The organism is Arsenophonus nasoniae, assembly GCF_004768525.1.
Lineage (GTDB): Bacteria > Pseudomonadota > Gammaproteobacteria > Enterobacterales > Enterobacteriaceae > Arsenophonus > Arsenophonus nasoniae.
Map to the genome: position 1 here is coordinate 3,404,616 of NZ_CP038613.1, position 23,208 is coordinate 3,427,823.

Consider the following 23,208-nt stretch of genomic DNA (forward strand, 5'->3'; position numbering starts at 1 on the left):
AGTAAAGAGAGAAAAAAATGCAGGTATCTAAAAATAAAATGAGTGTGCTACAGCTAACCATATTGACTACGGTGAATATGATGGGCTCAGGTATTATTATGTTACCGACCAAGTTAGCAGAAGTTGGCACCATATCGATTCTTTCATGGATCGTTACAGCCATCGGCTCGATGGCACTGGCTTACGCTTTCTCAAAGTGTGGCATGTACAGCCGCCGCAGTGGCGGAATGGGTGGTTACGCTGAATATACCTTTGGTAAATCCGGCAACTTTATGGCTAACTATACCTATGGGATCTCACTATTAATTGCTAACGTAGCAATTGCTATCTCTGCGGTTGGGTATGGAGCAGAATTATTTGGGGTAAACTTAAGTCCATTGGTTATCTGTATCGCTACCATCGCCGTATTATGGATATGTACCATTGCTAACTTTGGTGGGGCACACATCTCGGGTCAGATAAGTAGTATTACCGTTTGGGGGGTTATTATTCCCGTTATGGGCATCTCCATTATTGGCTGGTACTGGTTCAAAGCCGACCTATATATCCACTCCTGGAACCCACACAATTTTCCATTTTTTCAGGCCGTTGGCTCCTCAATTGCTATGACACTATGGGCATTTCTCGGCATGGAATCGGCTTGTGCAAATAGTGAAGCCGTTGATAACCCAGAGAAAAATGTTCCTATTGCCGTATTAGGCGGCACACTAGGCGCAGCGGTAATCTATATTGTTTCCACCAATGTCATAGCCGGTATTGTGCCAAATATAGACTTAGCTAACTCCACAGCCCCTTTTGGTTTAGCCTTCGCACAAATATTTAATCCCACTATCGGTAAAGTCATCATGGCGCTAATGATCATGTCATGTTGTGGCTCCCTACTGGGTTGGCAGTTTACGATTGCGCAAGTATTTAAATCATCATCGGATGCTGGCTACTTTCCAAAACTTTTCTCCGCTGTCAATAAAGCAGAAGCACCGATTAAAGGTATGCTGACTATTGTCATTATCCAATCTGGTTTAGCACTAATGACCATTAGTCCATCATTAAATAAACAATTTAATGTATTAGTTAACCTAGCGGTTGTCACTAATATTATCCCTTATATTCTTTCTATGGCCACCATGATCATCTTACAAAAAGTGGCTAATGTTGAGCCACAGAAAGCAAAAATGGCTAATATTATTGCTTTTATTGGTGCCGCCTATAGTTTCTATGCCTTGTACTCCTCTGGAGAAGATGCCGTTATGTGGGGCGCACTAGCAACATTCCTAGGCTGGACACTCTATGGCTTCGTTTCACCACGTTTCGAAATGGAAAATAATCAAAACATAAGTAGCAAATACTAGCTCAATATTATTGACTCGCTTTCTCCTCATCGTCACTCGATGAGGAGCTAGTTGAGGCAGCCTAAATTAGCAACCTAACATGAGGACAATAATTTACCTAATGAAGAATAATTATTCTTTTATTCAGACTAAATCGTAATATTGATAATCGACCGACATTTATATCTCAACCAGCAACCTTGTCCTATATACTTATATATTATTAATGCCGATAAACCATTTGAGTTGATGCCATGAAAAAATTAACCATAGTTATCATGTTATTTATCAGTAAATTGGTGCTAGCCGATAGCATTAATATCGATCAAACGTTGGAACAATGTTTAGCGAAACCAACAACGGTATCAACGCTTGATAGCGTTGATTGTTACCAAAATGCATTAAAGTTATGGGATAACGAATTGAACAAGCAATATCAATTATTAATCGCCGATAAAAAGTTGAGCTCAAGATTCAAAACTGCATTGAAAAAATCACAATTGGCATGGATAAAATATCGCGATCTTAACTTAGAAGCGATTAACCGCTTTTATGATACTCAGCAAGGAACCTATTGGGGGATCGCCGCGATGGCCAACAAAATTGAGTTAACGAAAAATAAAGCGTTGGAATTAACCAAATTAAGAACAAGCACTGAAATCGGTAATTAATAACCATTGGTTAATAAAAATAAATTTAGTTATGTGTGTCATTAAATAGCTAACGACACACATAACTAACAATTAAGATGCAAGATAATAGAAAATCCGCTCCCAATAGTGATAAAGTTTAGAAACTATAAGTCATCCCTACCCCAATAACATTATCGCGCGCTATCTCTAATTCGTTACCCCGTTGGCTATTTCTCAATAAATTAACCTTATAAGCAGCGTAAGCTTTGAAATTATCGTTAAAATTATAGTTAGTAAAAATATTAAAATAGTTAACCACATCCACTTGCTTATTAGCCCGTGAATAAAAATAAGCCACTCCCGGCTCTAAACCAGATGCAAAAGTATAGGAAGAAAGCAACTCGAGGGTACTAACTTTACCAAAGATCACCACATTATCATCGACTTCGTGGAAATGAATATTGCGGCTTTCGGAATATAAACCAGCAAATTTGACCGGTTCAGCGTCATAATTGAAACCCATCGCCCATATTTCCGCCGATTTACCCGGCCGGATCTGCTGTTGCTGTTGGGTTCGGTTGGAATAAAAATAGGCCAGGGTTGCTTGCAAATTATCCGTAAAGTGATAACTAACACTGGCTCCCCACCCCTCACCATTTTGATGCTGAACCTCATCATGACTATTTTTGCCTTGATACTGCAAAGCAAAATTGAGTCCCTTTACTAAATTAAAAAAATCAGTTTGCCGATAAGTCAGCAAATTACTCGCCTCTTTGGTGGTTGAAATATCACTATCAGAAAAGAAATCACCGTCAAAAAGCGATAATCCATCGGTATAAGCAGCGACATCATAAATAACACCATAATTACGACCATAATCGATATGGTGAGTAACATATTTTAAGCCAGCAAAAGCTAAATTATTCTTTGATTCATTACTTTTGTCCCCTTCTGCGCCATGCAGTTCTATCTCATGTTCAAATTTGGCAAAACCACTAGCAGAATTGGTAAACTGACTATCTAACTCTAAACCCAGTTTTACCTTTATTTCATTACCATCTTGATCCTTATCTTTTGAATTCATTAGTTTAGATTCAATCTCACCATTAACCGCTATTCGATTACCTTGCTTATCATAAACGTCTGCTGCCATAGCCCCGGGAATATAAAAACAGAAAAAAATTAAACTGGTCGATTTATTTTTAATAAAAGAAAACATAATACTTATCTCAAGACATAGTAAAATTGATGAACTGGTCATCATAAAAATATTTTAAATATACACAGCTGATTAGTGATGTTAGATAATCACTTAATGCTGTTTTAACCCAATAAAATAAACAATTAATTTATCGGTATGGGAGAAAGAAGAGAGATATAGCTAAATCTAGCTAAGAAAATACTTTGCTCGCTGAATGTCAAAAATAGCAACATATAGATACCCTATAATAAATCTCATATATAGGGGCAACCAGATGAAAGAGCATAGAACACTATCCCAATCGTCTTAGTTTTAGCACTATACAACGTATCCTATGATAGGAAGTTACTTTGAGGCAAACCTTAATCCGATCTGCCTTGTCCTAACCTTGGGCGTCTCTCGACGTCGTGAGATCAGCAACTTGTGTTTGTATAGGAGCCTCGCCTAACGAGATATAACACTTTCGAATGAGCGCGTATTATATGCGTAAAGAATGGGGAAAAAATATCCCATTGCTAGTTTGTTTATGTTTTATTTAATTATGTTAGCCACTTTACGATAAAACCCAGCAACGAGTCGTTAGATCAATTGAATACCAAACGGTGCTCATCACTTAATGATAACCAAACCACTCTTTTAATCCTGAACTTAAAATGGCAGATATGGCAAAATAACGATAATCTGCACGGTAATATAGCATTAATGAATGGATATTATTGACTTCATTTTTATCAACTTTTACCTCTTTTAATTTTTTTGTCAAAATAGAATTAATAGCCATATGGTCAGGAATATAAGTAATAAGTAATACCTAATCCTTTTTCTGCCAATTTCACACACGAATAATAATCAGTGGTTAACATCATTTCTGAATAAGGCAGGAAATGATATCGCTCATCATCGACTTTACCTTGCAATGAAGGATAAATGACTGTTTCAGAAGATAAAGACAAACTATTGACCTGTTGTTCTTTCGCCAAAGGGTGGGCTGGATCTGCCACTAACATCATTTGAATATCACCAACAACTTGCGCATTAATATTGTTATATATCTCAACACATTGCAAACCTAAAACAAAATCCGCTTTATTACTATTAAGGGTAAATTCAACATCAAATAAATCCGCATGAACAATATGTATTTCAACAGCGGGAAATTCTTTCTTTAATTTTAATACTACATCAGCAATCGCCTCTTCAGGAATCAGTTGATTAAATGCTAATCTAATGGCCGCAGGCTCTTTATTGTTATTTAACGCGAAAGAAAATTTTTCTAATTTTTGTAAAGATAACAAAAACATTTTCACCTTTGGCAATAAAAGTTTACCATTACTATTTATATCCAAAACAGAGCCATTCGCGCGTTTATCAAATAACGTATAGCCTAATATAATCTCAAGTTCATTTATCCAACGACTAATTGTCGTTTTAGACTTATTTAATAATATCCCTGCCTGTAAAAAATTACCTGACTCAGCAGCAGCGACAAACGCCATCAGCATTTTATTTTCTAATTGAGGTAAAAATTTTTTCATTACTGCTCCGCTGTCTGTTTTATTGAATATATATTACCTGAAATCAATTTCTAACAATTTATAATAAAATATTATGATAATCAGACATTAACAAATATTTTTCTGCAACTAAATTTTTAATAGTATATTTAATATATATAAATTTCATTTTTGTAAAACGTTAGGTATCGCTGATAGCAATACCTTAGTATTTCAACTAAATAGCAATGCAAAATCAAATTCAATTTATTTCTGTTTAAACTCTATTTATTTAACTCTTCAATAATCACTAGAAATTTTTAATTTTATAATAAATGAAAATAATAAAAGATTAGCAGCATTTAATTAATATATAGTTCTTTAAATTAATAAAATATTTCTATAACTTATATTAACTATATTTACATAAATTATTAGTTAATAAAAAAGTTGCTAGCAACTAAGCAATAAAATTTTACGCCTAATTAGGGGAAATTAAAATTAAGCCCAATAAGCCATACCATAGAACAATGTTTCACTTAACCTAAATTTATCTGATTTTTATGTGCTATATCATGAAATATAAAATAAATTTTCATTAATATAGAACACTAAATAACAACCCCAAATGCCACTTAGCAATCAATTAATTCGCTAGCGCCATTTAGCGTCAAAAAATCATTAAAATGGAGTTTTAAAATAAAAATGGAACAATTGCCGCCTTCAGACCTAAAAACAATATTACATTCCAAAAGAGCTAACCTCTACTATCTAGAACATTGTCGCGTTATGCAAAAAGATGGCCGAGTTTTATATCTAACGGAAGCCAAGAATGAAAACTGCTATTACAATATTCCCATTGCAAATACGACCGTAATTCTATTAGGCACAGGAACCTCTATCACTCAAGCTGCTATGCGAATGCTAGCCACCGCCGGCGTACTGGTAGGTTTCTGTGGCGGCGGCGGTACCCCTTTATTTATGGGTGCCGAAATCGAGTGGCTAACACCACAAAATGAGTATCGACCAACAGAATATTTACAAGGCTGGATGCAGTTCTGGTTTGATCAAGATAAGCGTTTAGCCGCCGCTAAGCAGTTTCAGCAGGCGCGGATCAACTATTTACAACAAGTATGGGAAAAAGATCGTGAATTGAAAAATGAAGAATTTGTTTACCAAAATAAAATAATTCAAAAGGCTCTGGAAACATTTCATGCGCGCACCAAAGTGGCTAAGGATCCCATAGAACTCTTAGTAACAGAAGCGCAATTGACGAAAACTTTATATAAATATGCTGCAAATAATACCAACCAGAAAAATTTTATCCGACAACATAAATCACTCAATAAAACTAATGAGTTTCTTAATCACGGTAATTACTTAGCTTACGGTTTAGCCGCCAGTTGCCTATGGGTATTAGGCATCCCCCACAGTTTTGCTGTTATGCATGGCAAAACCCGCCGTGGCGCACTGGTATTTGATGTAGCTGACTTAATTAAAGATGCGATAGTTCTGCCATGGGCCTTTATCTGCGCCAAGGACAATGCCAGCGAACAGGAGTTTCGCCAACAAGTATTACAACAATTTGTTGAGCATCAAGCACTCGATTTTATGTTTAATACCGTAAAAGCAATCGCATTACAAAACCATTCTGAATAACAGATTAAGGAACAAAATCTATGATGGTAACGTTTGTTTCTCAGTGTGAGAAAAATGCCTTGAAAAGAACACGTCGAATATTAGATGCCTTTGCCAATCGGATCGGCGATAACACCTGGCAAACGGTGATCACTGAAAATGGATTAAAAACCGTACATAAAATGTTACGCCAAAGTGCTAGCAGAAATAGTGCCATCAGTTGCCACTGGATACGATCTCGTTCTCGTTTTCAATTATTATGGGTGGTTGGTAATAAAAATAAATTTAATAACGAAGGCCATGTTCCTGTCAACCGCACGGAAAAATCACTACTTGGCAGCCAGTATGAAAATAACTGGAAGTACCTGCCGTTAATTGATGCTTTCACTCGTCTAGCCGGCTTATTACATGATTGGGGAAAAGCCTCTCGCTTATTTCAAACAAAATTAGATCCACAATGTAAAACTTCAGCTAAGGGTGATCCAATTAGGCATGAATGGATCTCGGTATTACTATTTAGTGCGTTAGTCAAAACCAGTGACCAACCTCAGCATGATCTAAGCTGGCTTGACACCTTAATTACTCAGCGCATTGATGAAGCAAAGCTACAAAATTGGCTAACAGAACAACAAAGTCATCAGCAGGAAATAAAACCGTTAACCCACCTACCTGATGCTGCATCACTACTAAGTTGGTTAATTGTTTCCCATCACCGGTTACCTTCATTACGGGTTGATAAGGAAATTAACAATTTAAAAGATCATACCTGTGACACAATAACACTATTATTGCAGCGGCTGAAACAAAACTGGGGATACGAAAATCGGCAAGATGAAAAAGAATATCAACAACGAGTGAGTCAGTGCTTCGAATTTCCCCAGGGATTACTCAGTCAATCGCTGGTTTGGCTTACAGCGCTAAGTTCAGCGGCCAACCATTTAAAACAACAGTTACCCCTATTTATGGAAGCAATGCAAAATGGCAGCTGGCGCCTAATTGCTCATCATGCTCGCTTATGTCTAATGTTGGGCGATCATCATTACTCATCACAAAATAACGATCCTAACTGGCAAACCAATATTAATTTATATGCTAACACTGCACTTGAACCAAATAACGGCGGTAAAAAATTAAAGCAAAAACTGGATGAACATCTACTCAATGTTACAGAAGCGGCGAGAAATGTAGTGGAATATTTGCCTTTTTTTGAGAGTGAACCGCCAGTCGCCTGTGATATCAAGAAGCTAAAACCACAGAAAAATCCCAAGCAAGGATTTCAATGGCAAGACAAGGCAGTAACGGCGATTAGCCATTACCGTGATGAAAATAACGACAATATTAGCGGTTTTTTTATCGTCAATATGGCGAGTACCGGCTGTGGTAAAACACTGGCCAACGCCAAAATTATGCAAGCCTTATCGGATGATAAACAGAGTCTCCGTTACATACTCGCATTGGGATTGCGTACATTGACATTGCAAACTGGGGATGAATACCGTGCTCGGATCGGGCTCGATGATAGCCAATTAGCAGTCTTAATCGGCTCGCAAGCGATCCAACAATTGCATCAAGATGAACTGTCGCCGAAAAATGAAGAGCCAGAAACGGAGTATGAGGCAACGGGCTCAGCATCTGTGGAAAATTTGTTTGATGGTGACGACGAATTACGCTGGCAAGATGAAGCTTGGCAAGGAATTCTGCCAGAAGAAGAGCTGATCACTGTGTTAAAACGCGCAAAAGATCGCGCTTTACTCTATGCGCCCGTATTAGCTTGTACCATCGACCATATCATGGCTGCGACCGAGACCACACGGGGTGGACGCTATATCCTGCCTTGTCTAAGGTTAATGTCCTCCGATTTAGTGATCGATGAGGTTGATGATTTTATGGGCGAGGATCTGGTCGCCATTGGCCGATTAATTCATCTGGCCGGTATGTTGGGGCGCAAAGTGATGATCTCATCAGCCACTATACCACCGGATCTGGCATTAAGTTTTTTCCATGCCTACCAGCAAGGCTGGCATCTGCATGCCACTAGCCGACATCTTAATCATCAGGTTGGTTGCGTCTGGGTCGATGAATTTACCGCCCACCTTGCCACCCTCAATAACAGTGAACAAACTGCGCAATACTATCAAGCTGAACATCAGACATTTATCCAAAAACGAACTGAGCGGCTGGCGGAAAAACCAGCAAGACGCAAAGCAACAATTTTGCCATTGCCACGTGATAAAAATGATACTGATCAGCAAAAAAGCTACTTTCAGGCTATTCAGCAAGCAATTATTGCTCAACACCAACAGCACAGTTTCCCTGACAAGCTCACCGGTATTAATGTCTCTTTTGGTGTTGTACGGATGGCAAATATTCAGCCATGTATTCAGTTAACCCGTTTCTTATTGGAAGCCATTTGGCCGCAAGAGGTCGATATTCGGGCCATGGCCTATCACAGCCGAGAACGTAGCACGCTACGCGTGAGCGGCGCAGCGGTGCTGCTTCGGGGATGTTAATGAGTTGAGTACTGTTTTATACTCTGCAGTAGGTTAATTTTTTTCAGGGATTCATCTCGATGGCTCGCAATAAATCTCCCAGAAAGCGTAAACCGGTTAAATCAGGCAGGCTGCCCGTCACTTCACGTGCCACAGCGCCTGTTTATCCGAAACGTTTTATGATCTCTCTCCCACCCGAAAATGATGATGACAGACCGCCTGAATTTTTTTATGACACCCTAAAAGAAGCCATACGCCACTGCGTCCGACTCGGCCCCCAATTTTTTCTCGACACGCAGTATTACCCGCCGCTAGTCACGATTATCAGGGGGTTTTGAACAACGCCAAGACCAAGCTGATGACGCTGGATACGACTACACTGAGGGGGGAATAACTGAAAGTCTGCCTGCCGATGAATTCATCACCTATACGGAGCTAGGAATAATCCCTGTTTCCTTTGAACCCTGGGATAAACACACCGATAACTGGGCTGACGAATCTGACAATTTCTGTTTCTTTGGCAAGATGCCCATAAGGTAATTGAGTCAGATGTATATCCCTCGTCCTGCTAAACTACTTTTCACCATTGATGACGGTTGGAATAAATTCCTCGAAAAATACGGCGATAGCGTTAGTTCGTGGACGAGTTTATCTGTGGAGCGCATGCTTGCCTGCGGCACTTGTGCCATGGGTGTCCGGCGCTATTGTTGCGCTTCGTCTGATTGTTCTCACAGCCGTTTTTTCTGCCAAAGCTGTAAGTCAAAAGCCTGCAGTTCATGTGGCTTTAAAGCCACCGAGCAGTGGTTAGCACAGCAGGTTCATATTTTACCCGACTGCGACTGGCAACACATTACTTTCACCATGCCACATCTCCTTTGGCCTTTTTTTAACAATAACTGGCCGCTACTTAATGCTCTGTTTCGGGCAGCCACTCGAGCTATGCTGCAGTTGGCTCGCAAACAGGGTATCGAAATTGGTATTTTCTGTGCCTTGCATACTTATGGCCGGCAACTCAATCAACATCCGCATGTTCATGTTTCCGTCACTCGAGGGGGTTTGGATAGTAAACATAGTGTATGGCGAAAGCTGTTTTTCAAAAAAAAGGATGTCGAAGAAATCTGGCGAGGGGCTGTTATCCGACTACTGCGTCACAGTTATGATTTAATTAACCCTGGCCTTCTTCCCGGTCTTGGCCATATCCGTGACAAAAAAAACATTGGCGGCGTTACTTGAGGGCGCAGTACGGACGTTATTGGAAAGTGCACTTTGCTAAAAAAACGAAAGGGGCATGGCATAGTGTTAAGTACCTCGGTCGCTACCTTAAACGCCCACCGGTATCTGCGTCAAAACTGCGGCATTACCGAGGGGGTGCCGTTGTTCATCACTACCATGACCACCGAACTGGCCAGCATCGGCAGCAGACTCTGCCGCAGGAAGAGATGATTAGACGCTATATAAGCCATATTCCGGCCAGGCATTTTAAAATGGTGCGTTACTCTGGTTTTTTGTCGAATCGTAAACGGGGAAAACTATTGCCGAAAGTGTATAAGGCACTTGAGATGACGGCACGTAAAAAACCGGAGAACCCAGGTTTTTCTGTGCTGATGAAAGGATTTCTGCGTACCGATCCGTACAAATGTATTCTGTGTGGCGACAGGCTGCTTTTCACCGGGGCGCAAATGGGTAAAAAAGCAACGGAATTGTTGTCAGAAAGACTGCATAACCTGGAGAAAAAGCGATGGTTACGCAGCTAAACGCAGGATTAATGTGTCTAAAATAAGGAAATCAGGTTAGAAATTACACTCTCTGAGGAAATGTTAACTGGCACTAAACACAATAAATCGATCCCCATCTCCTTTTTGCAATAAGGGATGGCTTTTGCTACTCACTTTAAAAGCGATTCAATTTCCTAACCATCAAGTACTGTTATTGCGCCATGCACAGGAAAAACATCTTGATGCGGTACTTAAACGCAAGGAAGAGCCGGGAGAAGCACCCGCCGCACTGAATGACCCAGTGATCCGTAACCACCTTAATCAGACCGAAGCAAAACAGTTGATCTTTATTCTAGTCGCCACACCAGTAGAAGAAGTCGGCCGCGATCATGATTTTGATTGGGCAGTGATTGAACCTTCCTCCTACCGTTCGCTGATCCAATTAGCCGGACGGGTGCGCCGCCATCGTGAAACCGCGGTTGAACAACCCAATATAACCCTACTACAATACAACTGGAAAGGCTATCAGGGTAAAAATCAGCAAGTATTTTCGCAGCCGGGTTATGAAACCGCCGCAAAATATACTTTAGCAACTCATGATCTAACGCAATTAGTCGACGAAAACCAATTACGCGCCACAGTCGATGCCACACTGCGCATCCAAAAGCCAACCGAGTTACAGCCTAAAAATAGGCTGGCTGATTTGGAGCACCATGTTATTTCTCAAACACTTGGCTGCCAATATATCTTTCCAGCGAAAAAAAATGTGGCACCGGTTATGCTCAGAGGTAGATTAATAAATCAGCCAACAACAGGAAAAACGTCTGATCAGCTATGGGGTTACACCAGTGGTTGTTGGTGGATGACCGGACTACCACAATACTGGAACCGATTTCGTAGTAGCGCGCCTTCAACCCAACTATACCTAATAGAGATTAAAGAAAATCAACGACCGGTGTTTCAGCTGTATGACAAACAGAGTGGTTGGGTGACAGTTGAGCAATCATTTGGCATCAAACCGCAACCTTTGGCAGAACATTTTTTGCAAAAATTATGGCTGGTACGAGATTACGTCGAATTAATCAATCAACGACAACAGGAAAACGAGCAGATGTCTCATGACTCATATATTTTTGGCGAAATTACTTTTACTCATTGGGATAATGAAGACTGTATTTATCATTACAACGATCAATTGGGATTGGAGAAATTAAAGAAAGTGCATGGATGACTGACTGGTTTTGTGTGGCAATAACCCCATAAGAACATATCAATATTTATCGAATAAAATAAGGATAATCACACGCTTGATCCGGCAATCGAAGACTTCCTTGTCAAACGCAAGGAGAAATGGCTTAAAAAAGAACTTAAATCCTCCGATAATGAAGAACAAATCAATAAAAAACGGCAAGAATGTGAAAGAAAATACAGTTTAGTAAACCACTTACTAGATGTTGCATCACAAATACATCAGCGGGCCTTAACAACTCACCCCAGTACATTTACTCACACAGCTACTGGAATAGCTGAAGAAAATAAAAAACGCCAAACCTTTGTCACTCCAATTATCTACCAGGGAGACAGGCGGAATGACGGTTTTTTACGCTCAGGTAATGTGATATGTGAAATCATTGATTCGGTCGGTAATGCAGCACAACTGGGTAATGAAAACTTTCTTCACCTTAAATTAGCTGATGGGGCTTCATTACTTGAACATATTGAAAATGAAACGGATTTAGCTAAATCACTGTTATCAATCAATGGCCATGATTATAATACCCTTAGAGCTGACCTATTAGCCATCAAAGCTCAACAACAAGAGCCAGCAACCAGTTCCAAAATCAAACAGGTCTATTTTCCAATTGCTGATGGATATCACCAATTATCACTATTGACACCATCGTGTTACTTATTTGAATTACGTCAACGTATTGGCAAATTACTGCCCTTTACAGAACAAAATAAAGCAGCACGACTGTTAAAAAGCAAAAACGAATTCAGTGAACATGGCTTTAGGGAAATCTATGGTATTACTACCATGAGTTTTGGTGGAAAAAATGCACAAAATGCCTCAAGGTTAAATAGCCAAAACGGCGGTAAAGCCCGCTTACTGTTATCCCTGCCACCCACCTTGCAAACTCGCACGCTGCGCATGCCACAACACAATTTTTTTTCTGATACCTTCAATCCTTTTAGTTTAAAGGAAACTTTTCAGGCTTTTCATTGTTTTCTGCATATAGATAAAAACAATATAAATTTACGCACCAAACGAGATAGTTATATACAAGAGTATATCGAGCATATTATTTTAATCATGTATCATATTCGTCAAAAATTTAGCGAAAATGATATCAAATTACCGGAAAACCTACCCTCTTACCAAAAAATCTGGCTTTTTCCTGACCGGCAAGATGAACGCGATCAAACTAATGATTGGCTAACTCACCTGATTGAAAAGCTGGCTCGTCAGTTTATTGCTAGCTACAAAAAAGTAGTCGGCAAAAAGTACATTCAATTAGGTGACGCCGAGTTAAAGAAAATAATCCAATTGGTCGTTGAAAATAATAAGGAGTCACTAAGGTGAGTACAATTAGCTTGTCACATCTACCTCATATTCGGATCCATAATGCTAATGCGCTATCCAGCCCATTTACTATCGGTTTCCCGGCTATGACCGCCTGGCTGGGTTTCAGTCACGCTTTACAACGCAAACTCAATCAGCATGGCTATCCAACCCTGAAATTTTGGTCAACTGCGGTTATTAGCCATGCATGTGATCTGCAAACCTATAAAGGCCCTGGTGATTTCGTTCAATCGATTATCGGTACTGCTAATCCGCTGCAAAAAGATGGCTCACGCGCTTCATTTATTGAAGAAGCACGCTGCCATCTGGACGTCTCTTTATTAATTGAATATGAAAATATGGAACAAGGGGAACAACAGCCATTAAACCAGCAACAGCTAGATAAAATCAGCCAATTACTGCTCACCATGAAAATTGCCGGTGGCGATATTTTAGCCTTTGCAAATCCGAAAATATGGGCTGTTAACGACGACGACGATAACGATAAAGAAAAACGTCAATTAAAAAGTAGTTTGATGCCCGGCTACGTCCTGATTGAACGCCGTGAATTGATGAAAGAAGCTATGGAGGCCGGGAAAGATGCTATTGATGCCCTACTTGATTATTTGACGGTAGATCACCAGTGTGAAAAACAGCAAAATGGCCAAATTGAATGGCACAGTAAACGTAAAACAACAGGATGGATTGTACCGATTGCGACCGGTTTCCACGGCATATCCAGCTTAGCCAAAGCACTAAATCAACGTGACCCTAATACGCCCCATCGTTTTGCTGAAAGTATCGTCACATTGGGAGAATTCAAAATGGTACATCGTTTGGAACAGCTAGCTGACAGCTTGTGGTATTACGCCACTGATGCAGAAAATAACCTCTATTTATGTCAGCAAAACAAGCATAACGAATTTAATTAATGGAGAAACATAAAATGGCGAAAATTAATGACTTGGCTTCCGTATTAGCATTTGAAAAAAAATTAGTCCCCTCTGACGGTTATTTCTACGGCACCTGCTGGAACAATAAAAAAGAGGCTTTCCCTTTAGCATTACAGGAAAAATCGGTACGTGGCACAATTTCAAATCGTTTAAAAAATGCGGTACAAAATGACCCGATGAAGCTTAATGCTGAGGTTGAAAAGGCCAATTTACAAACTGTAGATGCCTGTGCACTCGGCACCGAGCAGGACACCTTAAAACATCACTTTACCCTCAAGATACTAGGTGGCGTACAATATCCTTCAGCCTGCAATAATGCCAATTTTAAACAAAGCTATGAACAGGCGGCAACCGACTATATTGAGCGGGAAGGATGCCAAGAACTTGGCCGCCGTTATGCACATAATATTGCCAATGCCCGTTTTCTGTGGCGCAATCGGGTGGGCGCTGAAAAAATAGAAGTCCAGGTTAGCGTATTAAACCAAGGGCAGGAACAAGAGTGGACATTTGATGCTACTCAATACAGTATCCGTGATTTTGATCAACAAGATGCAGCCATCAATGAGTTAGGTAATAAAATTGCCGCTACCCTGGCTAGTAAAGATGGGGCCCTGCTATTAAATATCACCACTTATGCATTATTAGGCAACGCACAAGAAGTTTATCCTAGTGAAGAACTGGTACTCGACAAAGGTAAAAGTAAAAAAAGTAAAATCCTTTATCATGTCAATAGGCCTGCGGCTAGGCACGAAGGCTTTAGCGCAAGTTCGGAAGTTGAACCCAATGTTATTAGGCACGCGGCTATGCACTCACAAAAAATCGGTAACGCATTGCGCTCGATCGACACCTGGTATCCCGCCTACCAGGATCCTGAACGTAGCGCCGGCGCAATTACTATCGAGCCCTATGGTGCAGTTACCAATTTAGGTATTGCTTTTAGAACCCCAAAAGAGAAACAGGACTTTTACAGCCATTTTGATAAATGGGCGCGCAGCAGCAAATTAGACAATATTGAAGATGAGCATTATGTCATGGCCGTATTAATCCGTGGTGGTGTTTTTGGTGAAAGTGAAAAATAAGGTGGGCTATGAACTACTATCAGGAAATCACTTTATTGCCCGATCCGGATATTACCCTTGGTTTCTTATGGCAGAAAATCTATCAACAACTGCATATTGCATTAGTGGATAATAAAGTTAATCAGACTCAAAGCGCAATCGCGGTTGCCTTTCCTGAGTACGCTTGTTCCAATTTCCACTTAGGCAAAAAATTACGTTTATTGGCGGTAGAAAGAGAGCAACTAAGCCAGTTGCATATTGAGCAATGGTTAGCCCGATTTTCTGACTATGTTCATATTAAATCGATTCAAGCTGTACCATCGCGAGTAAAACCTGTTAGCAACATTCAATGGCAGTTCTCAAACGGTAAAACTGTACCATCGCGAGTAAAACCTGTTAGCTATATCCGTCAACATATTAAAGGTGAAAATCGCATTAGACAGGCGATGCTCAGTAAAGCACAACGCTGGTCTGCTAAAACCGGCAAACCGTTAATAGAGTGTTTAAAACAACTGGAGAACACCCGACCACAAAAGCAATGTGACTTACCTTTTATTTGGTTAGAGAGCCAGCAAACTAAACAACAGATAGGAAAGCATAATAAATTTCCCTTATTTATTAAACAGACAGAAAAAAAAGAAGCGAAAAATGGCCCATTTACCTGCTATGGACTAAGCCAGTCTATGTCCAACCAGGAATTAATTGCTACCGTACCCCATTTTTGACCTTTAATTTTCGCTCTTTAAAAATATAATTATAAAACAATAAGTTGCAATTGTAGTAAAAATAGAAGGGTAAAATACCATTTTTTAGCTAACTACTTGTTGCAACTTATTTATTTTGATTTATGCTATTGGTTCACTGCCACATAGGCAGCTTAGAAACGTTCATCAATTTCTGGCGTAATACGAAAGGTGTTCACTGCCACATAGGCAGCTTAGAAACTAAGGAGTCGAATGACCGCACTGCGCCAGACGTTCACTGCCACATAGGCAGCTTAGAAATGCTTCGGGGGTGTTCATGATTTAAGTACTGTGGTTCACTGCCACATAGGCAGCTTAGAAAGATAACTGGGCTGACGAATCTGACAATTTCTGGTTCACTGCCACATAGGCAGCTTAGAAAGAAACGTTTTATGATCTCTCTCCCACCCGAAAGTTCACTGCCACATAGGCAGCTTAGAAATTAAGCAACGGTACCAATGTGACGGTAAATGAGTTCACTGCCACATAGGCAGCTTAGAAAACCAAAAACGTGGAATTCGCCAATGACAGGCTGTTCACTGCCACATAGGCAGCTTAGAAAGAATTACAAACCATGAATAACATCTACACCAAGTTCACTGCCACATAGGCAGCTTAGAAACCCAACGCCCCACGATGCGGTATTCAAGCAGTGTTCACTGCCACATAGGCAGCTTAGAAAATCAACATCTTTGAGTGTGGAACACAAAAAGAGTTCACTGCCACATAGGCAGTTTAGAAGTTTTGTTATAACATAAAGATATAAATTAATTGGCTTATTACCCCATAGCCAGCTTAGAAGTTGGAAGATTATTAACAAAAACAGAATATCGATGACATAATCAAAAAGTTGCCAATGACAATCGCTTAACCAGACAACGGCAACAAATGGAACGGAATAGACTAGGTGACATTATTGCAGAAAAATCCTGTGTGATTAGCAATCAAATGCTCTGTCAGACGAAGTCAGCGATACCACAAATCATTTAAGGAATTTTAGGAAAAACATATTACCATTACTTGCAATAGGAAAAAATTTAATGCCTAAAAATTTTTTTTCAAATACAGAAAAAAATAATTATATCAAGCAGCATCTGGATAAACAATTAGCTAAATATGACAAGGTAAACTACGTCTACGCTGTAATGAATAAAAAAAACACCGATGACATGATAATTATTAGTGATTTATCTGATGAGCTTGTTAATAATTACCTTAACCAGAAAACGCAAAATATTGATCCTGTCATTATTAAGGCATTAAATCAGCTTGCTCCTTTTTCATGGGATGAAAATATTAAAATTAACTCCATATGGCCAGTTAAAAAAGTCTTTGAACCAATGAAAATGCTTAATATTAGCGGTTATGCTTTTGTTTTGCATGATCACCTTAATAACTTAGCCCTGTTATCGCTATACATGGATAAATTTTTAATAAAAGATATTGAATTTTTTATTAAAAGCAATAAAGGTGAGCTTCAGGGTCTGTTAATTCATACTCATGAAATGTTACTTTCACTCTATCAGAATGAAAATACAACCGAAAAAATTATATTTTCACCCCGTGAATCAGAAGTACTTTACTGGTGCAGTATTGGAAAAACCTATTCAGAAATAGGCACCATACTTAATATAAGTACTTATACTGTCAAATTTCACATTGGAAATGTTGTAAAAAAGCTTGGCGTTATTAACGCAAAACATGCCATCAGCTTAAGTGTAAAACTTAATCTTATTTCTCGCCCAGCGGGTAAAAAAGCAGGTTTGACCTGAGGATAACGCACAACCGGGTATAGTTTGGGGAAGCCATCGATACTTATGGGGGAACCAGCATCAGTATACCCCCAGCGTCTAATTAGGGTTCGTGTGCTAAACCTTGTGCATTCGGCGTAGCAGGGTAAGTTGGCTTTATCAAGAATAGTATTAAATTCGCTGAATAAATCATCAACTAAGCCTCTACCTCGGCAAGAAGGTTTTACTGCAAGAAGCGATATATAGTAATGATGAAAGGTTTGTGGATGATGTTGCTCAAGCCCATCTATAAACGCGATGGCTTTTGCATAGTCTGATCCACATACCTTGCGTAGCTGACTATCAATTTTAGTCAGCTCTTCTTTGGGCATTGCCATCGATTCAGGGCGGAAATAGACCAAAACGCCAGCATCATTTTCTGTAAGCAATATACCGCCATATTTGCTTGCAAGATTGACGTAAATACGGAAAAAATTCCGTAATACATCAATAAGACTATCACGGTCACGGCCTGGAAATATCAGCTTGTGTACCGGTTCTTCAGAAAATGCTGTCGCCAGAATATCACTAACGTTTTCCAAATCAGTATTTTTTGCAAGTCTACATTTCATTGTTGTTCCTCATCATTAAATATAATAAAAAAGCAGTTTTAGCTTATTATTATTTAAATAATAATAATATTAAAAAAGCAGAAATTATATTAAAGGAATAGAAGCATCAACATGCAACTTAATTTGTTAAGAGATTAAAATTTAATTAAATATATTTAACTTAAACCAATATCAAATATCCACATAAATTATTCAGATGTCAAAAAAACATTTTCCATTAAGTTATTTTTGGCACAGATTATATTATCATTGGATAAGTTTTTTTTATAAATAATTTAAAACATCGTCAAAATGACGGCGTATAATTTACATAATTAACATTAATTATCTAAAAAAAATATTTTAACTTATTCTTTTGTTGTTTCTCTTATTTCGTTCACCATTTTTTATATGCTAATTTTTCTTTCGCTGCTAAATAAGGGTAAAAGATTGCATAGCTATTCCACTGCCATATAGACAGCTTAAAAAATGTGTGCAAAGTCCGATAATTCTATTGTCTCGTTCACTGCCTCACAAGTCGCTTAGAAGATATCAATCTGTATCATAATCTGACCGAAATAGTTCACTGCCAAATTCAATTCTATTATTGACCATCTAAGTGCCGAGCTGCAAATAACAAAATTTTGGCTAGCAAACTGCGCTAATACCACCTAAATTTCAGGTATGTTATCTGTCAGTAATAGAATTTAATCTTGATACCGTTAATCAGGGCAAATATAGTATCCAGTAGAAAGGTGATGTAAATCGCGAACCAAAAATCTATCCAACCGACCAACGGCAATGTTTGTTACAACAAGCATTGCCAGAGCAAACTACTGTGATTGAAATTCATAGCAATTCAGATAACAACAATGCAGGAAAAATATTCAATAAAATAACCTAGAGCTGCTGCAAGCAGAGTGTAAGGAATTATTCCTTTCAGATAAAATAATTTATCAAAGAATAAGACCGATATTAATAAGGAGACTAAACAATTAGGCCATGGTAAAGTCAATATTTGCATCATGAGTTGTCAAAAGAAAGAAAAAGAGTATAAGGGATTAAAAATATATTAGAGTTATTATAAAATATGGTTAATAACAATTCACTTTAGAGCGAAATAAATGACTAAAGGTTTCTTTAAAAATAGTTTAATAAACGAAAAGATAAAAAACTTTTTAGATGAGCAAATCATAAAGTATGGTGATATAAAATATGCCTACCTGGTGATGAATAAAATTAATCCTATGGATGTGATAATAATAAATAACCATACTGAATGGTTTGAGCTATATATTAAAGGAAGTTATCAACTTATTGATCCTGTAATTATAAACGCCATGGAAAGAGTAGACGATTTTCACTGGGATGAAAAAATAATGATTTATTCAGAGATGAAACTACCTAAAATATTCAAACACTCAAAAAAATATAATATAAATAAAGGTCATACTTTCGTTCTTCATGATTATCTAACTAACCTGGCGGTATTATCTATTTTTGAAACAGGATCAGATGATAATAATAAATATACTATTAATAGCAATAAAGAAAAATTTCAACAATTATTGATCAAAACACACCAGAAACTTTTATCTCTTTATGATGAAATTGAAAAAGGCCGCAATCAGTACAAACCTTCAGGGCTTTCTTCCAGAGAAAATGAAATTTTGTACTGGGTCAGCATAGGCAGAACGTATCAAGACATTGCAAAAATGCTGGGGATTAAACAAGGTACCATAAAATTTCATATGGGCAATGTAGTCAAAAAACTAGGGGTTTCCAGCACCAAGCATGCTATAAAATTAGCCACTGAATTAAAAATGATCCAATTACCATCTTGATAGAAAATTTAAAGGCCAGCGATCATTAACTTTATATTTAGATTTAACATTTTTCTCTAATAAATAAGTATTTTTACCATCTATAGGCATAGTGATTAAATAGATAACTTCATTTTTTTCGGAAATACCTTTATTAACAATATCAACATTCCACCCTGCACGTCTGAAAATAATCAGCATCTGATAACTAATTATTGCACATATGCCATCATAGTTATGATTCCTGACATAATAAATCATTGATAAAAAAAGCATTAAACTGATAGAATATTTATTTAACTCAAATTTTACAATCCTTTCTTTATCTACAAATAATCGACTAGCCTCAAAATAATTCCCTTTCGGTAAATTTATTTGTTTAAAATATTTATAAAATGTTCCGGTAATCATATTATTATTTTTTATATCAATAAATCTTACACCACATACAATCCGGTCTTGATATGAGCCTAAAAGATAATCAACATTTTTATTGTCATATTCATCAAATTCTTTGTTATTTTTACATATGACTGACCAGTTAAGTCTATCTTTAAATGATCTTTTTCTTAAAAAAAATAAATCATTTTTATTTTTTTCAGATAACTGAATATATTTTGCATTAAAAAAGTTTAACATTCAAATCATCATTTGAGGTATTATTTCATGAGAAACTATATTAACATACCCCTTAATTTTATGATAAAAACTATTAATAAAAATCGACTGAATCCATAAATATTGATGCGGTGATTTAATAATCACTCAACTATTTTTTATACAAAAATGATAACAGTCAGAATTAAGTTAATAAGTAAAAAATGAAAATATATAATCGATAATTTAACGCATATTATCAAGTAAAAGTCTTCTGCAGATGTAAGCATCTCTGGTCATGGAGAAGACTTTTGCTAAGTGATAAGTTACTGGTTTATTTTTACATACAACTAGGTAACTAACATTACGTATACTGACAGTTCGACAAACCATTCGGCATCATAATAGCCATAGTGCGCACAGTAATAAACTGGATAATCATAATAACTTTATAGGTAGATGGGTTCAGCACCCACCGCAACAATCACTTCTGCTGATGTTTGAGTAGAAAATAATAGCAAAATAAAATAAGTAAAAATGCATATATTTCATATCAGCTCACAAATCTTTAACTACAGCAAGCGCTGATTTTACTTGTTGATTGAGCAAATCACGTGCAAATTCTGCAATGTTTGAAATTACAGTCGTTAGCCCGCTGGATGCTTGATAGTGGTATAAACAGACCATCAGCGATTAAAGATACCCAGTTAACCCGCGCTGAAATAACCAATCGGTTCAAAGGCTAAGGAATGAACGGTCGTGGAGCGAAAGCATGAAATGAAACGACTAACCGCCACAATGTCTCTATTAATATTATGTTTTACGTACAAATGGTCCTTTAGGGGCAATAATTTCTAAATTAGTACCGTCAGGATCACGGAAGTACGCAACGCCTGTACCAAAGCCTGATTTTAATCCATCTTCTGGCATAAAAAATATGGGCTCCCCATCAGGCTCAATACCTATCGATTTCATTCGCTCAATGGCAGCATCTAGGTCATCAACTTCAAAACAAAGATGCATGGCGCTAATTTGGTTATTGGAATAAGAAGCTCGGGTAGGTTCAGGTACGACATATTCCAGGATATCGATATTCAAATTATCAAGCTAAAAATTAGCAAACTTAATTCGAATATTATCTAAACCTTGCGTCTGCGCCATTCTCTTGCCACTTATCTCATCAACGTTTACCGCTTTAGTACCCGTTAACGTTTCATAAAAAGCAATAGATTTAGCCAAATTACTGACAGTAATGCCAACATGGTTAGCTCTAGAAAAGCCTGCTGTTAACTCTTTCATATCAACCCCATTAACTCGATTTTTATTTATAGTCTTGCATTATAAGCGTCTATATTATTAGCTATTGTTGCTAGAGCGATTTTCTCACCAACAATCGATAACTTAATTCATTAAATCTGCATACTAGTACTAAGATTATAACTAATTTGTGATATTACTATTATTTTTTATAACACTTTAGGCATAGCTTCTCAGACTTTAGATCTTTTACAAACATAATTGGCAACGCTTAGCCAGTGAGTACTGGGAAATAATATCGAATAGACTTACCTGCAAAACACACATGGATAAATTCAATATTGTGAGAAATAATTACATAATAAAATAGTAAGATATCAAAGTGATTAATTGTTTGTGGCTAATTATCATTTGGATAATAAAGACTCTGATACGGCTAATACATTATATTATAATGATAGCTATATTATTCATATTACAAATCCAACTGAACAAAATATTACTTCGATAGCAAAAAAACAGCTATCTCGACACAAAATATAAATAAAACATTAGCTAATAAAGAGAGCGCGAGAATTGATTTATGGGATAATTTTATTTTTGCTATTATTAATTCGCCAATAAAAATCGGTGATAACGCATTTTGAATTAGCCCAATTTGTATTTTTTTAACTAAAAAATATGACTATTCTTTCATATGATAAAGTGAATGCCTTGAAATATATTGAGAATATTGACTGTAAAAATATGTCTGGCATAAATGTATTGTTGGCTTTGATGTATGGCATTGCAAGTGAATTTAATATCATTACAAAATTAATCACCAGTAAATTTGAAAGGTTAGAAATTGGAATTATTAACTAGCACGAAAAATGAAGATGTTATCAGCATAATGGCTTTACAACCTAGTTGGGTCTTTTTTTCCATGCCATTTCAATGATCTGGCTGTTATGCGAATTATTAAAATAAAAGGCAGTGCTTGTTATAAAACTTCTTATTTTGCTGAAATCGATGAGGAGTTATTCGATAATATATACCCTGAAAATAAACAGTCAATTGAAGTCGTCGTAACCTACTCAAAAATAATTACCGATATGATGAACACGGTTGCTTCAATGGTAGCCAATAATCAAAATAAATTTTTTAAGTTTCTGGCAACCATTACCATACTATTAACTATACCAATGATCTTTTCTAGTTTTTGGGGAATGAATGTTAAAATCCCTTTTGAAGGCCAAGTGATAGGCTTTATTATTGTATTAACCATTTCTCTACTAACAACATTATTAGCAATCATCTATTTATGGATCAAAAAAATTTATATCTAAGTTTAATCCTGTCTTTATTACACTCAAGAAACGCCGCCTGATTAATTAC

General features: G+C 37.5%; 21 protein-coding genes, 1 pseudogene, 1 CRISPR repeat array and 1 riboswitch. Of the genes and pseudogenes, 15 read left to right on the plus strand and 7 right to left on the minus strand.

The genetic code is table 11. From position 1 onward, the window contains the following. Window positions 1-17: 17 nt before the first annotated feature. Window positions 18-1,349, plus strand: a complete 1,332-nt coding sequence (potE, locus tag ArsFIN_RS17220; protein ID WP_026822508.1) for a putrescine-ornithine antiporter — start codon at window positions 18-20, stop codon at window positions 1,347-1,349. Window positions 1,350-1,582: 233 nt separating this feature from the next. Then, window positions 1,583-1,999, plus strand: coding sequence for a lysozyme inhibitor LprI family protein (locus ArsFIN_RS17225; protein ID WP_026822507.1), 417 nt, complete (start codon window positions 1,583-1,585; stop codon window positions 1,997-1,999). 118 nt (window positions 2,000-2,117) lie between these two features. Here the strand turns inward: ArsFIN_RS17225 and ArsFIN_RS17230 are convergent, their stop codons facing one another. From ArsFIN_RS17230 to ArsFIN_RS17235, 3 genes are all read right to left on the minus strand, one after another. Continuing rightward, entirely contained in the window at window positions 2,118-3,179 is a 1,062-nt protein-coding gene (locus ArsFIN_RS17230; protein ID WP_051296987.1) for a porin, read from the minus strand. A gap of 271 nt (window positions 3,180-3,450) precedes the next feature. Continuing rightward, window positions 3,451-3,620: riboswitch (M-box (ykoK) riboswitch) on the minus strand. Window positions 3,621-3,774: 154 nt separating this feature from the next. Continuing rightward, on the minus strand, window positions 3,775-3,942 hold the full coding sequence (locus ArsFIN_RS26530; protein ID WP_155846980.1) for a hypothetical protein: 168 nt from the start codon (window positions 3,940-3,942) through the stop codon (window positions 3,775-3,777). 4 nt (window positions 3,943-3,946) lie between these two features. Continuing rightward, a complete protein-coding gene (locus ArsFIN_RS17235; protein WP_026822505.1) occupies window positions 3,947-4,696 on the minus strand; it encodes a LysR family transcriptional regulator in 750 nt (249 codons plus the stop codon). A 663-nt stretch (window positions 4,697-5,359) separates the two neighbouring features. On the opposite strand from ArsFIN_RS17235, the gene cas1f reads away from it, so the two are divergent. The 10 genes and pseudogenes from cas1f to ArsFIN_RS17285 all read left to right on the plus strand — a co-directional run bounded on the left by cas1f (window position 5,360) and on the right by ArsFIN_RS17285 (window position 17,585). Then, window positions 5,360-6,313: a type I-F CRISPR-associated endonuclease Cas1f gene (cas1f, locus tag ArsFIN_RS17240; protein ID WP_026822504.1), complete on the plus strand. Its 954-nt coding sequence runs from the start codon at window positions 5,360-5,362 to the stop codon at window positions 6,311-6,313. Window positions 6,314-6,333: 20 nt separating this feature from the next. Then, a complete protein-coding gene (cas3f, locus tag ArsFIN_RS17245) occupies window positions 6,334-8,802 on the plus strand; it encodes a type I-F CRISPR-associated helicase Cas3f (protein ID WP_051296986.1) in 2,469 nt (822 codons plus the stop codon). A gap of 59 nt (window positions 8,803-8,861) precedes the next feature. Further along, on the plus strand, window positions 8,862-9,119 hold the full coding sequence (locus tag ArsFIN_RS27030; protein ID WP_210409086.1) for a hypothetical protein: 258 nt from the start codon (window positions 8,862-8,864) through the stop codon (window positions 9,117-9,119). A 211-nt stretch (window positions 9,120-9,330) separates the two neighbouring features. Further along, window positions 9,331-10,535 (plus strand): annotated as a pseudogene (locus ArsFIN_RS28910) (IS91 family transposase). A gap of 124 nt (window positions 10,536-10,659) precedes the next feature. Further along, window positions 10,660-11,727 (plus strand): P-loop NTPase family protein, encoded by a 1,068-nt coding sequence (locus ArsFIN_RS17260; protein WP_026823287.1) that lies wholly within the window; start codon window positions 10,660-10,662, stop codon window positions 11,725-11,727. Window positions 11,728-11,961: 234 nt separating this feature from the next. Further along, window positions 11,962-13,080, plus strand: a complete 1,119-nt coding sequence (locus ArsFIN_RS17265; protein ID WP_246067451.1) for a type I-F CRISPR-associated protein Csy1 — start codon at window positions 11,962-11,964, stop codon at window positions 13,078-13,080. Further along, window positions 13,077-13,991, plus strand: coding sequence for a type I-F CRISPR-associated protein Csy2 (csy2, locus tag ArsFIN_RS17270; protein ID WP_210409087.1), 915 nt, complete (start codon window positions 13,077-13,079; stop codon window positions 13,989-13,991). The genes ArsFIN_RS17265 and csy2 overlap by 4 nt, the downstream gene beginning before the upstream one ends. A 14-nt stretch (window positions 13,992-14,005) precedes the next feature. Next, a complete protein-coding gene (gene csy3 / locus ArsFIN_RS17275; RefSeq protein WP_026823284.1) occupies window positions 14,006-15,091 on the plus strand; it encodes a type I-F CRISPR-associated protein Csy3 in 1,086 nt (361 codons plus the stop codon). Window positions 15,092-15,099: 8 nt separating this feature from the next. After that, the gene (gene cas6f / locus ArsFIN_RS17280; RefSeq protein ID WP_026823283.1) at window positions 15,100-15,795 is read left to right on the plus strand and encodes a type I-F CRISPR-associated endoribonuclease Cas6/Csy4; all 696 of its coding nucleotides are present in this window, start codon (window positions 15,100-15,102) and stop codon (window positions 15,793-15,795) included. 131 nt (window positions 15,796-15,926) lie between these two features. Next, window positions 15,927-16,555: direct repeats of the CRISPR family, unit length 28 nt; unit sequence GTTCACTGCCACATAGGCAGCTTAGAAA. Window positions 16,556-16,853: 298 nt separating this feature from the next. Continuing rightward, complete coding sequence (locus tag ArsFIN_RS17285) at window positions 16,854-17,585, plus strand: helix-turn-helix transcriptional regulator (protein WP_026823282.1); 732 nt, start codon at window positions 16,854-16,856, stop codon at window positions 17,583-17,585. On the opposite strand, the gene ArsFIN_RS17290 is transcribed toward ArsFIN_RS17285, so the two are convergent. Next, a complete protein-coding gene (locus tag ArsFIN_RS17290) occupies window positions 17,468-18,175 on the minus strand; it encodes a hypothetical protein (RefSeq protein ID WP_026823281.1) in 708 nt (235 codons plus the stop codon). The two genes, ArsFIN_RS17285 and ArsFIN_RS17290, sit on opposite strands and share 118 nt — an antisense overlap. A gap of 1,103 nt (window positions 18,176-19,278) precedes the next feature. Between ArsFIN_RS17290 and ArsFIN_RS17295 the strand changes: the two genes are divergently transcribed. Next, a complete protein-coding gene (locus ArsFIN_RS17295) occupies window positions 19,279-19,998 on the plus strand; it encodes a helix-turn-helix transcriptional regulator (protein WP_026823280.1) in 720 nt (239 codons plus the stop codon). Here the strand turns inward: ArsFIN_RS17295 and ArsFIN_RS17300 are convergent. After that, a complete protein-coding gene (locus tag ArsFIN_RS17300; RefSeq protein WP_026823279.1) occupies window positions 19,987-20,616 on the minus strand; it encodes an acyl-homoserine-lactone synthase in 630 nt (209 codons plus the stop codon). The genes ArsFIN_RS17295 and ArsFIN_RS17300 overlap by 12 nt on opposite strands. A gap of 572 nt (window positions 20,617-21,188) precedes the next feature. On the opposite strand from ArsFIN_RS17300, the gene ArsFIN_RS28300 reads away from it, so the two are divergent. Continuing rightward, the gene (locus tag ArsFIN_RS28300; protein ID WP_276324672.1) at window positions 21,189-21,320 is read left to right on the plus strand and encodes a hypothetical protein; all 132 of its coding nucleotides are present in this window, start codon (window positions 21,189-21,191) and stop codon (window positions 21,318-21,320) included. A 67-nt stretch (window positions 21,321-21,387) separates the two neighbouring features. Here the strand turns inward: ArsFIN_RS28300 and ArsFIN_RS27685 are convergent, their stop codons facing one another. Both ArsFIN_RS27685 and ArsFIN_RS27690 read right to left on the minus strand, forming a co-directional pair. Continuing rightward, the gene (locus tag ArsFIN_RS27685; protein ID WP_246067276.1) at window positions 21,388-21,672 is read right to left on the minus strand and encodes a VOC family protein; all 285 of its coding nucleotides are present in this window, start codon (window positions 21,670-21,672) and stop codon (window positions 21,388-21,390) included. A 9-nt stretch (window positions 21,673-21,681) separates the two neighbouring features. Beyond that, entirely contained in the window at window positions 21,682-21,873 is a 192-nt protein-coding gene (locus ArsFIN_RS27690; protein WP_246067277.1) for a VOC family protein, read from the minus strand. Window positions 21,874-22,781: 908 nt separating this feature from the next. Here ArsFIN_RS27690 and ArsFIN_RS17310 point away from each other — a divergent pair. Beyond that, entirely contained in the window at window positions 22,782-23,159 is a 378-nt protein-coding gene (locus ArsFIN_RS17310) for a CorA family divalent cation transporter (RefSeq protein WP_026823277.1), read from the plus strand. Window positions 23,160-23,208 lie beyond the last annotated feature (49 nt).